The 13,512-nt window shown below is 35.9% G+C and carries 10 protein-coding genes; all 10 read right to left on the bottom strand.

The window, feature by feature from the left end:
* Positions 1-13: 13 nt before the first annotated feature.
* The 10 genes from HMPREF1144_RS25615 to HMPREF1144_RS25575 all read right to left on the bottom strand — a co-directional run bounded on the left by HMPREF1144_RS25615 (position 14) and on the right by HMPREF1144_RS25575 (position 13,321).
* Complete coding sequence (locus HMPREF1144_RS25615; protein WP_009654506.1) at positions 14-1,768, bottom strand: hypothetical protein; 1,755 nt, start codon at positions 1,766-1,768, stop codon at positions 14-16.
* A gap of 37 nt (positions 1,769-1,805) precedes the next feature.
* On the bottom strand, positions 1,806-2,981 hold the full coding sequence (locus HMPREF1144_RS25610; RefSeq protein ID WP_052544871.1) for a glycosyltransferase family 4 protein: 1,176 nt from the start codon (positions 2,979-2,981) through the stop codon (positions 1,806-1,808).
* Positions 2,982-3,121: 140 nt separating this feature from the next.
* On the bottom strand, positions 3,122-4,048 hold the full coding sequence (locus HMPREF1144_RS25605; protein ID WP_009654473.1) for a glycosyltransferase family 2 protein: 927 nt from the start codon (positions 4,046-4,048) through the stop codon (positions 3,122-3,124).
* Positions 4,035-5,453 (bottom strand): hypothetical protein, encoded by a 1,419-nt coding sequence (locus HMPREF1144_RS25600; protein WP_009654468.1) that lies wholly within the window; start codon positions 5,451-5,453, stop codon positions 4,035-4,037. The genes HMPREF1144_RS25605 and HMPREF1144_RS25600 overlap by 14 nt, the downstream gene beginning before the upstream one ends.
* A 17-nt stretch (positions 5,454-5,470) precedes the next feature.
* The gene (locus tag HMPREF1144_RS33945) at positions 5,471-6,526 is read right to left on the bottom strand and encodes a glycosyltransferase family 4 protein (protein ID WP_009654472.1); all 1,056 of its coding nucleotides are present in this window, start codon (positions 6,524-6,526) and stop codon (positions 5,471-5,473) included.
* Between the two features lie 18 nt (positions 6,527-6,544).
* Complete coding sequence (gene wbaP, locus HMPREF1144_RS25590; protein ID WP_009654476.1) at positions 6,545-7,972, bottom strand: undecaprenyl-phosphate galactose phosphotransferase WbaP; 1,428 nt, start codon at positions 7,970-7,972, stop codon at positions 6,545-6,547.
* A gap of 82 nt (positions 7,973-8,054) precedes the next feature.
* Positions 8,055-10,217 carry a polysaccharide biosynthesis tyrosine autokinase gene (locus tag HMPREF1144_RS25585; RefSeq protein ID WP_009654489.1) on the bottom strand — a complete coding sequence of 721 codons (2,163 nt, stop codon included), beginning with the start codon at positions 10,215-10,217 and terminating at the stop codon, positions 8,055-8,057.
* 17 nt (positions 10,218-10,234) lie between these two features.
* Complete coding sequence (locus tag HMPREF1144_RS32100) at positions 10,235-10,669, bottom strand: protein tyrosine phosphatase (protein ID WP_071532319.1); 435 nt, start codon at positions 10,667-10,669, stop codon at positions 10,235-10,237.
* A gap of 2 nt (positions 10,670-10,671) precedes the next feature.
* A complete protein-coding gene (locus tag HMPREF1144_RS25580; protein WP_009654485.1) occupies positions 10,672-11,808 on the bottom strand; it encodes a polysaccharide export protein in 1,137 nt (378 codons plus the stop codon).
* 73 nt (positions 11,809-11,881) lie between these two features.
* Entirely contained in the window at positions 11,882-13,321 is a 1,440-nt protein-coding gene (locus tag HMPREF1144_RS25575; protein ID WP_009654504.1) for a capsule assembly Wzi family protein, read from the bottom strand.
* Positions 13,322-13,512: the final 191 nt, after the last annotated feature.

The raw sequence follows: 13,512 nt of genomic DNA, 5'->3' as shown, positions 1-13,512 counted from the left end.
CAGTATAAAAAATTTATTTTGTTAGTTTATCTTCAACCCAATCTATATTAAGTTGATTATTATGTCCAGTTGTCATTCTCACCCACCCCTTAATAATACTATCTTCTTTTGTTCCACTTGGTTTTGTATTAACAATATAGTCACCCTCTTTAAAGGATCCTTTCAGAGGTAAAGACTCTAAATAAAACCGCCGAGGAATATATGCCGTTATACCAAGACTACTAACACCAACAATATCATCATAAGCACCTGAAATATATGAATCTTGTGAGATTAACTCTACATTACTTGAGCTACTATCCCACCTAAAAATCTCAAATTTAGAGCCTGTCAGATTTGAACACCCAGTAATATTTAACAAGCATCCAGAATACCCCCCGTCGGATAAGCATCTTACATATTCACCAGCGGATGCGTCGATGTCAGTATTAACAATATTTACTGTTACATTGTCATTATCAATGCTAATAGCAGAGGCTGGAGAAGTTTGTTTGCTGCCAAAACCATAATTATAGAATTGGCAGGCATACATATTAACATTAACTTTAGAGATTATAATGTCCATGTAATATGAATTAAATGTACAGTTAGTAAAACTCACATTCGCGTTGATACTTTTTGTTGATAAAAAGATACCACTAGCATTTTTTACATTAGTTTTCACACCGGTAAAGCCACATGCAATAAAATCCAGTTGATTTTCAAAATCTTTAACCCACAAGGGATGAATAGACTGGTCACTAAAACATCCTATAAACTTAATTCTATCAGCTGAACCAGTATATCGCCTAGATTCAATAACTAAATTTTTATAATATCCATAGCTAAAAAGATTGATGCAGGATGCCCAATCGCATCGGCCGAACTGAAAAGCAGTCGCATTTAATGCCATCCATTGTTTTAGCATGTTCCCGTAAGAATGATTTTTATCTAAATCGAGATAATTATAATTCCAGGAAATATTCTGTATTATTGGTATATCTCTTACTTGTTCAATACTCAACCCAAGAAAAATTGGTGCACCTATAATATCCTTCAATACTATCCGACTACAGCTTCCTAATCCTTTGCCACCAAGAACGAACCCAATATATGCATTCCCTATATCAAGATATTCGAAGCGACTTGAGTAACCACCTCCAAAAAAAAGTGGGAGATAAGCTATTGGATTAGATGCGACGTCAGTCAAATTTTTAATTTGACCGGGGTATCTGAACCGAAGATTTCTAAATACATTAAAATACCCTCCACTGTAGATATCATCTCCTAGCCCGTTTTTATTCCGTAAATCAAAAGTACCGAAACTACCCTCGGTTGAATTAACCAAAAATGTTGCATACCCTCCATCCGGGCCAATAAATTTAGTGAAGGGAGAAATGGCTATGTCGTTTTGGTTTATTGAATAGACACCGTTTGACGGGAAAACGATTGTTTTACCTGACGCTGCAGCAGCTTTCAATGCTGGCGTAGCATCTACAGAACCATCGTGAATATCTAAAAAAAAATCAAATGAAACAGATGGATTTTCCATAAGAAAATGTATTTTTTTTCTTTGTGCTACTAGCTCATCAAGCATAACTTTTTGTGTTTCGTTAGCCTTTATAACTTCACTATCAGCATGCAAATAATTACTTTTATCAGAGGTACAATCTTTTTTTGAACTACCATTGTCATCTTTATTATTTTGAGCATACGATTTTGAAAAGAAAAGTATGAATGGTAACGTTGTAAGTTTACTTAAAATAAGTCTTCGCGAAAAAAAAATCATAGCAGTACCTTTAATGAATAACACACCACATAAGCATTCATTTATTACAAAGAAAAGAATATAATTTCAAATGTTGAGAAATATAACGTTTTTCAGAAAAATGCTCATTAAACTCACTTACCATAGATTTATCTACTGAAGGATTATTCTCAATTAGGGCATCCACTTTTTTAATCAAATCTTGAAAGTCTTTATATATGTCTTGTTTTAAAATTGAATTAATCTCGAGCAAACCACCCCTGCCAGAACTCAAAACCGGAACTGCATATGAAAATGCTTCAATAGCAGTCCGGCCAAAAGGTTCAGCCCATTTGGCAGGAATAATGAGTAGATCAATTTCATTATAAAATTCACTTTGAGATGTATGCCCCATCTCATACAAATTTACACCTGAATACTTACATTTCAATTCATCTAAATAATCTTCGCGACCACTTCCTGCCGCTTTAAAAACAATACGTTTATTATTTTTATAATGATCGGCCAACGCATAAAATATGGAATATCCTTTTTCTTCAGTTAAACGGCCAATAAATCCAATAGTAAAAATACCACTTTTACTTTTACTTTTATTCAAGTAAAAGGAATCAGTTAATATTGCAGAGTTATAAATCTTCCTTAAATATTCATTCCCGCTAAAGAAGCCATGATCATTATGTGTTTTAAGTATATATTCGCTTATACCTATAAAACAAGATACTCTGGATATCCTTTTTTTCTTAATCCACGAAAGAGCTATATCTATCGCTGTTAATTTCTTATTATCACTTAATACACTTGATGGTGTTAATAGATAATAATCTCTGATCGTATGAATAACCTTTATTTTATCATATTTATTCCAAATTGAAGTTGAAAAACCGCAAATGTTGTTAGTATGGATTATATCAGGTGAAAAATCGTTAACTAGTTTATTAACGATTTTCTGCATTAACGGATTATATGAGTCAATAATATGCCACACTAGCTTCTTTATAGATCCGCGATTATCTTTCTCATCAAATGGCCAATAAATATTTTTTAGATAAACCCTTACCACTTTAACCTTATTTATATACTCAGTCGTCAAATGCCTCATCCTATCGTTAGTCAAAGTTACAACCATTACATCGCAACCATGTTTGACAAGACCTTCAGCAAGTAATTGAACTGAAACCTCAGCACCACCAACTTTAAAAGGATAATAAAGCGAGTTTACAAGCATTATTTTCATTTGTTATCCATAATAATAGCAAACGATAGTGCTTTATCGCTTACTAACTCAAAAGATTTTTACTTAGTTGTGAGAATTTCCTTTTCAGCACAGTATTATATTCATCATTTAAAGGAATATTCACAATTGTACTATTTTATTTATTTGCCAAATACTAGAAGGTATAAATATAATAAAACATCTTTACTAGATATAAAAAAATTTGGTTTAATATTTAATAACTTGCACTCATCTTGATAAAATTTTAGTATTCTCTTTTCTGAAGCATGCATTTTTTCACGAGAAATTCTATAAACATGAATTTTTTTTTCCTTTTTAATATTTTTAAAACCACTCAATACAACCAAATTATACAAATCCGCCTTTATAATATCGTTTATTCTGGCACTGTCTTTCGTTGTGCTTAAGGTATTGGCAGAGTATCTTTTATGCCTATATATAATAAGATCACATGTTAGTACAGTACCATTTTTTTTTAAAAGGGAAAGATTAAAATAACGATCTTCAGAATGGTTCATATCTTCTGGAAAACGTATATTAGCAATAAATTGCCTTTTATATATTTTATTCCAAACAGTACTGATTGCATTCTTCTTTGTAAAGTAATCATGAGATGTTAAAAAATCGATCGTGGTAAATCGTTCTTTTTTATAGGAAGTGGTAATTTCAATTTGATTTTCTTCAAAAGCTGTAATATAACCGCATACCACAATATCATCATTTAAATTATCCACTTTTTGTAAAATGTTTAATGATTCATTTGTAATAAGATCATCAGGGTCACAAAACCAAATATAATCAGAAACTGATTCAACTATTCCTTTATTTCTTGCGGATGAGACACCTCCATTTTTTTTGTGAAAATAATAAACATTATTTATTTTATTTTTTAAAACATAGCTATCAATTTTTTCTTTAGTTGAGTCATATGAACCATCATCGATCAGAATTATATTTACTTTATCTGATGGAAGAATACGCAAAGATGACAGGAAATCCTCAATATATTTTTCTTTGTTATAAAGTGGACAGATAATATCAAGTACTTTGCTATTAATTTCTTTCATAATTTCTCTCATCTTGGCTACTTTCGCACTTACTTACATAGATCAGATAAATTGTCCTGACAACAAATATAATGACTGGAAATGGAGTCATTAGCCCAGTCCCATTATATAATCGAGTGATTAAAAAAAGTAACAATGCCTGAATTAAAACATTTTCTTCATTTATTATGGATTTTACTAATAAAAATAATGCAATAAGTGAAAGCAATGTGTAGGCTAATCCTCCTAACAAACCACTAGCTTTATATATATTTAGATATGGAACCTGAATCGAACGTCTTTCATTTCCACTTTCTACATCGACTTCTTTTGTCGCACCTCTATCTAAATCCTGATGGTAGTAAGGATATGTTGACCCCAATCCTGTTCCAATTATATATTGCAGTGGTGTTTGAGTATTTAAATATTCAATATAATCTAAGGTTTGAACTGAACGTGTCGCCAACGCTGTATCCGAGAACTTATCACTTTTCGATAAAGCCAAAAGCGTAAGAGGGACAATACCCAATAAAATAATTATTGTCAACGATATAGTTTTCTTTTTTGCAAGAACCAAACTAACTGAGTAGATCATAATTACAATAGACATACTGAGTATCAATCCTTTATAAAAATTGATCTGTGATAAAATAAGAATCGCAAAACAAATAAAAAGATTGAATCCGCCAATTGTTTTTTTCATTTCTCGATATCTAAATATAGCAACTATGGCCACAATGCTATAAATTGAAACGAATGATGATATGCTATCTTGATTTATGATCGTTACTTTGAATACATACCGAAACCACACATAGTTACTAAATAGTTGTGTTGCGACAAAACCTGACACTAAATTAAGAGCATCAATGATTAAGAAAAAAGAAAATATATCTTTTACGGAAACTTTATTATTTACATCAAATCTTAATGCTAATATAGCCCCAAGAAAATATATTAAACCTCGATAATAAATGAACTCACTGCCAAAATCAAAATTTTTGTCATTAAAATAATTCCAAAGGATGAACGAAAAGAAAGAAATAAAGAAAACCATAAATTCTCTATTTAAAACTATTTTCACCCCTAAATTATTAAAAGTGATCTTTTTATAATATCTCGTTATATAAATTAATTTATATGAAAAGAAAGCTATAGTGACTATAAATAAAACATCAACTAAATTAAAGGGACCAAAAATTTTTTGATGGTACATGAATGTTCTTGAAATTACTTGATTGTAATCATGAACAGGTGCAACCATTATGTTATAAGAAGAATAACTTGTTATAATCAATAAGAAGACAAACCATCTTCCAACAACCTTTGATATTCGTCTTTTTAGTAAAAAGGCATAACATAATGCCATAAACAAAAAAAGTGTAAAATTTAGTGCATCAAATAGTATTGCTTCATTAAGCCCCATAGATTATTACTTCCATATTAGATCTTATTAATAATTGATAGCAATTTTGAAGCAGAGTCACCCCATGAATATTTCTTTAGATTTTTATATCCGCATTCAATCAATTTCTCTCGCAAATTAAGATCATTTGATACTTTAATCATTGCATCTTTAATTTCAGAAGAAGAATGTGGGTTAAAATATAATACACTATCACTAAGAACTTCAGGTAGAGATGCTGCATTACTTGCGATTACAGGGCATCCAAAATATTGAGCCTCGAGAGGTGGAATCCCAAACCCTTCATATAATGAAGGGAAAACAAAACTAGTAGCATTTGCATACAAATCCGCCAATTGTGCATCTGATACACGGCCCAGAAACTCGACATCTTCTTTGAGAATAGAAGTATATGACTGAGTATTAAAAGCAGAATTTTTTGCCCCAATAATTTTTAATCCAAACTCATCTAAATAGCCATCTTTTCTTGCAAGATAAAATCCTTCTAAAGCTCTGCCAAAATTCTTGTGATAGTTTTGAGAAGAAACCATTAGAAAATATGGTTTCCCATTGTATTTTTTAATATTTTCAATACTGAGGTTATTATTTACCGCATTATACACAACAGATATTTTTTCTTTATCTAGATTATACTTTCTTAATATTTCATTTTTAGAAAACTCACTTACAGTCACAATATGTTTCGATGTTTTAATGACTAATGGGATTAAGATTTTATAAAAATATAAAAACTTTTTAGAAAATGACTCAGGAAATTTCAAAAATGTTATATCATGTACTGCTGTTATCTTATTCCGGTATAATATTGGAGCAGTATTTCCTAAGTTCACAAGAATGCCTTTTTCTTGTTTGCTTAAAAAATATGGAAGATCTAACTGCTCCCATAAATGACCTGTATTTTTTCCAATAATCCTTACATTTAGCTGCGAAGCTATATCTGCCCTAACTATATTTGATGGAGATAAAAAACATACATTATCTATTTTCCGATTCAGTTCTAATGAAATCATCTCTGCAAAGCGTTGTACACCCGTCATTTCTTGAGTTAAAAACCTAGCATTTACATATATCATATTATTCAACTCTAGGATTTAGTAAGCACCATCTTTTTTAAGAACAACACTGACAGTCTTGAACAAAATAGCAATGTCATTCCACATTGACCAATTTTTCACATACCAGGCATCTAAATAAACACGAGTGTCATAATCAACATCACTACGGCCACTAACTTGCCACAGACCAGTCATTCCAGGCTTACTGAGGAGATAATAATCAACCTCATCATTATACCGCTCAAGTTCTGCCGTGATAATAGGACGTGGTCCAACAAGGCTCATTTCACCTTTTAATACATTAAATAATTGTGGTAACTCATCTAAACTAGTTCGCCTCAAAAATTTTCCAATTGGTGTTATTCGTGGATCATTTTTTAATTTAAACGTTTCATCCCATTCTCTTTTTGCATTCGAGTCGGAAGATAACAAATTTTCTAATACTTCCTTTGAGTTTATTATCATGGATCTAAACTTAAGGCATTTGAACGACTCCCCATTTTTACCTACTCGCTCATGCCCATAAATTGCAGGCCCTCCATCGCGTTTAACTTTATAACTAATATATAGAAGGATTGGTGATAATATAGTTATTATTCCGAGCGAACCAATAATATCAAAAGTTCTTTTAATAATTCTAGAAGACCATTTCGCTAAATTCTGTTGTACCCTAAAAATCATCACTTCATGACTAAAAATAAATGACATATCAGTACTATCTAAAGGCACCCCTCTTAAGGTTGGTATTACAGAAACATAACGATACCCTTTGATCATAAACTCTCGTAACCAACTATTTCTAGCATCACTTTCATCTGACTCAACTGCAACTATAAATTGAGTCCTTTTATCTATAGATTCGAGCCATTTCTTATCACCTTCGACAACCTTAAACGCTGAATCAATAGTATTATTGACCAATTTCTTATTTGTTGATACAAACCCAACAATATTCAATCCTAAATTTAACTCACTATTAATAGCTTTACATGCATCGAATGCGTTTTTCCCGTTGCCGATGATCCAAGTTTCTCGTTGCCAAAGCCCTATCTTATTTAATAACCATTTGGTCCACATTCGGGCCAATGGGACTAATAACCCTGCAAAAATCCATGTAAAAAACCAGATATAGCGGGATATATCCCATTTAGCAAATGCCATAACAGCCATTTCAATAACTGCAAATATTACCAATGTACGAAGTATTTCTTTCAGTTCAAACCAAAATGTCTTACGATAAAAGTAATGACGCAAACGTATTCCATACCATAATACACAGCAAACTCCCAGTAGCCAATGTAATCCAATCCAACCATCTAACTGCTCACTAGACATATGAAAGTCATACCCTCCGAAAATGAAGGATAATAGCCCCAACGAGAGATAAAGTGATAACACAAAACTAATAAAATCAGATAGCACTAGTAATACACTACAACTAACATTTTTCGAAAAATATGTCATAGTCCCCTCTATTTATATTCTCATTAAAATTAAATAATTTTAGGGAAAAATAAATTGGGCTCAAGAAGAGCCCGAGTTTTAATTAATCAGATCTCTTATCAGTATAAGAATACCCATAATGGTTATAGCCATAGCCATAATAACTACTAGCCTTTTTCACCATGCCATTCAAAATGCAACCTTTTATTGTCACACCACTTTGTTCAAACCTACGAATACTCACTGCTATTTCTTTAGGGGTATTAACTTCATATCTTGCTACCAGCAACGTTGTCCCTGCATATCTTCCAATAATCGCGGCATCAGTAACAGCAAGAATTGGTGGGGTATCAATAATAACTATCTCGTACTGTTGCGAAGCCCATTTAAGTATGGCTTCGAAACGCTCATGCATTAGTAATTCGGCTGGGTTCGGCGGAATTTGCCCCCTAGAAATATAGTCAAACTCACCTCCGACCACTTTTTGTACTACATTTTCTGTTACTTCTTGCCCCGATAAAATATCTGACAATCCCTTAGGTTGGTTTTGCCCAAACATTTTATGAACATATCCTTTTCTAAGGTCAGCATTTATGAAGAGTACTTTTTTACCAGTTAAAGCAATAATAGCGGCTAAGTTAGTACTAACAAAAGTTTTACCTGCATTTGGGCTAGCGCCTGAAATCATTAATATATTATTTTTAGATTCCATCATTGCGAAATGTAAGCTTGTCCTTAGGCTACGAATAGCTTCGACAGCTAGATCTGCAGGATTTTCTACTGCAAGTAGAGTGTCCGACTCTTGTTTTTTTCGCTTATTACTTGACAGATGTTTCGTTAACCATTCTGATACAGGAATACTAGAATATACATTAATCCCCATATCTTCCAGTTCTTCTGGAGTCTCAATACCACGCCTCAAAAATACTCTCAACAACACAAGACCAATAGATACAAACAAACCCAGTAATAATCCCATAACCACAATTAGCACTTTTCGGGGTTTTACTGGTTTTGGCTCAGTGACAGCTGTATCAATGATTCTGACATTGCCAATTGCACTAGATTTTGCAATATTTAATTCTTGTTGGCGATTTAGAAGTTGCAAATATACTGCTCTGCCAGACTCTACGTCACGACTCAATCTTAGCACTTCTTGTTGAGTAGAAGGCATACCACTCACTCTTTTATTAAGTTTCGCCTTTTCCTCCTGAAGTGTCTTCCTTTTTTCGACTAAAGCTTTATATGTCGGATGTTCTTTAGTATAAAGTTGTGATATTTCCGCCTCTCTAAATGTAAGCTCATTTAATTGATTATCCGCATTAACAATTTGGTCCAAAACGGACTTAGCTTCCATCGTTAAGTCTACTGAATCTTTTTGCCTGCGATAAGCATTCAGTTTATCCTCTGCCGAATCAAGCTCAGAACGGACCTCAGGCAGTTGCTTACTAAGGAACTCCAAGCTTTTTGCATCTTGAGCTGCCTGTCTAGCAACGTTCTGAGCCAAGTAGTTTTGGCTTATTCCATCAAGAATATGTGTTATAAGTTCTGAATCATCACCTGTAAGGGTGAGATTTAACATTCCAGTATCTTTACCCTGTTCTGTAACATTAAATGACTCTTGTAAATTATTGATTGCTTTTAATGATGATACATAAGTTACAGTAAAGCTATCGCCAGGTTCAGCGTCAACTGATCTGATTAATAAAGAAATACCTTTGGTTTCCAACAATTCGCCCACTACCCCATCAAGAATCGTATCGCCATACTCAATTTGGTAATGGTTCTTATCCTTAATTTTAACCTTTATACTCGGTGAATCTTGTCCCTCTATCTTTGGAAGATAAATATGTGTTACATCAATATTTGCAGGCTTTTCCCCTATAATCCGAGATAAGCCTCTACCGACTATTGGAAAGAAGTTTTGCTCAACCCTAGCTTGCAAATTTAGGTCATCGACTGTCTTTCCTAAAATCATTCGAGACTGCAATAGAGCGATTTCAGGTGCAGACTGCGGCTGACTATCAGGCAACATCTGGCTTAGACTGTTTAGGATTGCATTACCTTGCTTTTGTTCCACCTGTATCAATGCATTTGCTTGGTAAACCGGTGTCGCTAATAAAGCATAGAGTAGTGCCAACACAGTAAAACCAGTCGTAATGGCTACAATCAATTTACGATGATCGATTAACTCACCAATTATACGCCCCAAATCGATTTCATCAGAATCTGGTGACGATGATTTATTATTTATTACTGATGTCATGCAATCATTTCCTGAAATTATCTACCTAATTTTTCTGCCCAGTGTTTACAGCTTTTGTCAATTAGTTTAAATACCGATTCAAAAGCTTCATCACTTTTCCTATATGGGTCCGGGATATCTTTACCATTCAGCCAATGACTTAACAACATTGTTTTCCCACGAACTTCAGGTGCAATGCTACTAATTTGCTCTATATGGCTTTTCTCCATAACCAATAGCAAATCATACTGACGACCAAGCACTGACGTGAATTGTTTTCCTTTATGGTTGTCTAGCGAGATTCCATATTTTTCAGCCGTTTTAATTGCTGAGGGATCAGCTGGGTGGTCAACTAGCGCGCCAGTACCAGCTGAATCAATTCTTTTATCAGGAAGTATAGTGCGCAGAATTCGCTCTGCTATAGGTGAACGGCAAATATTACCTGTACAGATAACCAATATAGAATTAAACATAATTATGGCCAAGTTCTAATATAACGTACTGTTTCTGTCATATCATGTACACCAGTGATCGTTGGTACAAGTTGTGATATAACTCGATTCCAGCGCACGAGAGGTGCGGCTGTTACATAAACTATATCATATGGTTCCAATTGAAACTCTGTTCCTAACACCATGGCAGATGCATCTTGTGCATTAAGCTGATAAATATTTGCAATTTTTCCTTGCTTATCGTTTTGCAATTGACGGATGACAAAAATACCAGTCGCATCACTTAGAGTTTGCGACATTCCTTCAGAACTACCTATTGCTTCCGCAAGGGTCATTCCACTGCGGTCCATTTTAAGTGTACTTTGCTTACCAACTTCACCCATGACAAACACTTTCAACTCATCATTACGCGGTATAAACAAAATATCACCAGGATATAACAAACGGTTTTGTGTTAGGTCCCCTTTTTGCATTAACGCGTACAATGAAATTTTAGAATCCTTACCATCATGAGTGAGAACTACATTCCTCCAATCGGCATCAGGAGCAAGTCCACCAGCAGCGTTAATAGCATCCATGACCGTTAGAGGGATATTCGTAATTGCTTGTTTTCCTGAATTTGCAACCTCACCAGTAACATAAACTTTCTGGGATCTGAATGCAGCAATACTTACGTCAACTTGCGGACTCTCAATATAGGTCGTCAAACGGCTTGCAATATCTTGCCTGACTTGGCTCAACGTCTTACCAACAACCTGAACTTTCCCAATATATGGGTAGAATATTGTTCCGTCAGAATTCACCCAGTTTCCAGTATCACTTGCACTACGATACTGCCCCGCAGGTGTTGTTAATTCAGGATGATCCCATACCGTTACCATAAGCACATCGCCCACGCCAATACGATACTCATAACTTTTGAGCAAATTATCTAATTGAGGATTAGGACGAGCTAGTATCTTTTCTGGGCGAAGTTGGTCTACCAAGCCCGGAGTCATAGGGTATACATTAACAAGTTTATCCAGATCGTAATCGCTATCCGGCAGTTCAACAACGTTTTTACGCAGGCTATTTAATCCCTGCCCGGGCACAATGGTACAGCCTGATAAAAAACCTATTGCTAATGCCAATGCCGAAAATCTAACAATTTTTTTCTTCATAATGTCACATCATCAGTAAACCAAAAGTTTCTAATCCCCAAACAACAGTCTATTTCCAGAAGCTGTGTTAAGGCTATAAATTAAAGGGAATTTCAATCCCGGCGCTTGCGCCTACATCATCGCTATCATTATGGTTCGCATCGGTATACCAGAGAGAAGTGTTCAGTCGTACCGATTTGTACACATCGCCACTCCAGCCCAGTTGCACACCTTTTAATGTATCCGAGCGAGGAAACGCCTTATTAATTGACTGATTTTCTGGGTTAACCTTCGCATACGCTAAACGTGCACTCCAGCGCTGATTATCCTCCATCACCAGTTCAACTTTACCCGCAAAGAGTTGGCCATCGCCTCCCATAGCATCACCGAGTGAGTAACCTTGCTGGTAGTAGCCATCTTTATAGATATGGTGCGTATAGCTATAGTTGGTTCGGCTCATATTCGTTCGGGTATCGTGAGCTTCCAGATACCAGTTGATGGCATCTTTCCCCCAACCGTGGTGGCCTTCGACTCCGCCAAGGAACATATTCGCTGAAGGTAACAAGCCGGACTCATCTTCGCCAATCATTTGACCATATAAGCTGATCGGCAGCCCCAGCGTAGGTTCCAGTTTCAACTTAAAGTCAAAACCAGCAAGCTGGTTGCCGGGTTCATTGGGATCGTTTGCTGCTGTATTATCTTTACCCGTCAGGCCGTCCCAAAAATTACTAAACGATTCCGGTCTCCCCTCCCCGCCCCACTGCATAATGCGCGATGCGCCAAGCTCAAGGGACTGGAAAGGAGAAAACGTCAGACGACCGCCGATAATTTTGGTATGCGGTACGGCGGTATATTGATTCATCTGGCTGGCGGAAATCTGATACTGCCAAGGTCCAATCCAGCGCAGCCACCAGGTTTCCGGTGCAGCCTGTTCAGCACGCTGCATTAAAACGCCGGTCATCGGGCGCATCGCATCACCGCGGATTAGACTTCCTTCATAACCCGGTCCCCACCACTGCGGCATCTGGCCGAAGGAGAGCCATTGGTTCCAGAACTTAACCGCGCCGTAGGCGCCGTTAGCATTAAAACGTGAACCGTTGCTGATGCGTTCGTCACCTTCAACGTTGCCCTGCAGGTGCACATCCCACCATTCGCCACTGTTATTAAAGGCTAATGATAAAGAGCTATCCGCAGGCTGATTCTGGCCAAACCCCTGCGGCGTTCCGGGCTTATCCGTTGAGGTATAGCCACTCACCCGGAAATCAGCTTTTAAGGAATTGAGGCGTTGGTTGATTCGAGCGAGAACAACCTGTTCAGAAGAGTAAGAGGGTTTTGCTTTCTTTAGTGCCCGATTAATCTCTTCCTGGCTCAGAGGCCAGGTCGACAGGCTGAGATGAATAACGCCGCGATCGGAAAGCCACGCCAGATCGTTGCGCAGTTCGTTGTCATTCATCACTAACCCGGAGGCATAGGCAAGTGAGCTGGCAGAAGATAGCAGCCCTAATGCGAGTGCGATTCGCGCAATTTTTATCATTGTACAAGATCCATTTAAAGCCCCGTTTCCGCAAGCTGGCGCGACAAGGGGAACACTGATAGATGCAGCGCCCTCTGACGCCAACCTTTGCTATTTTTGGTCTACAGGTTTGATCAAAGAAAACGAAAGCATGTTATCGGAATCTCATGCCAATGCTCGCTTTCGGTTCACAGGCTACCTGCAGTACACAA

Origin of the sequence: Klebsiella sp. OBRC7 (assembly GCF_000293135.1) — a bacterium.
GTDB classification, from domain to species: Bacteria; Pseudomonadota; Gammaproteobacteria; order Enterobacterales; family Enterobacteriaceae; genus Klebsiella; species Klebsiella michiganensis.
This window is presented reverse-complemented; position numbering and strand designations above follow the sequence as displayed.

What these genes read in the sequence shown, in the direction of transcription:
- HMPREF1144_RS25615 (WP_009654506.1), bottom strand. Translation starts at nt 1,768, where the DNA reads ATGATTTTTTTTTCGCGAAGACTTATTTTAAGTAAACTTACAACGTTA.
- HMPREF1144_RS25610 (WP_052544871.1), bottom strand. Translation starts at nt 2,981, where the DNA reads ATGAAAATAATGCTTGTAAACTCGCTTTATTATCCTTTTAAAGTTGGT.
- HMPREF1144_RS25605 (WP_009654473.1), bottom strand. Translation starts at nt 4,048, where the DNA reads ATGAAAGAAATTAATAGCAAAGTACTTGATATTATCTGTCCACTTTAT.
- HMPREF1144_RS25600 (WP_009654468.1), bottom strand. Translation starts at nt 5,453, where the DNA reads ATGGGGCTTAATGAAGCAATACTATTTGATGCACTAAATTTTACACTT.
- HMPREF1144_RS33945 (WP_009654472.1), bottom strand. Translation starts at nt 6,526, where the DNA reads ATGATATATGTAAATGCTAGGTTTTTAACTCAAGAAATGACGGGTGTA.
- wbaP (WP_009654476.1), bottom strand. Translation starts at nt 7,972, where the DNA reads ATGACATATTTTTCGAAAAATGTTAGTTGTAGTGTATTACTAGTGCTA.
- HMPREF1144_RS25585 (WP_009654489.1), bottom strand. Translation starts at nt 10,217, where the DNA reads ATGACATCAGTAATAAATAATAAATCATCGTCACCAGATTCTGATGAA.
- HMPREF1144_RS32100 (WP_071532319.1), bottom strand. Translation starts at nt 10,669, where the DNA reads ATGTTTAATTCTATATTGGTTATCTGTACAGGTAATATTTGCCGTTCA.
- HMPREF1144_RS25580 (WP_009654485.1), bottom strand. Translation starts at nt 11,808, where the DNA reads ATGAAGAAAAAAATTGTTAGATTTTCGGCATTGGCATTAGCAATAGGT.
- HMPREF1144_RS25575 (WP_009654504.1), bottom strand. Translation starts at nt 13,321, where the DNA reads ATGATAAAAATTGCGCGAATCGCACTCGCATTAGGGCTGCTATCTTCT.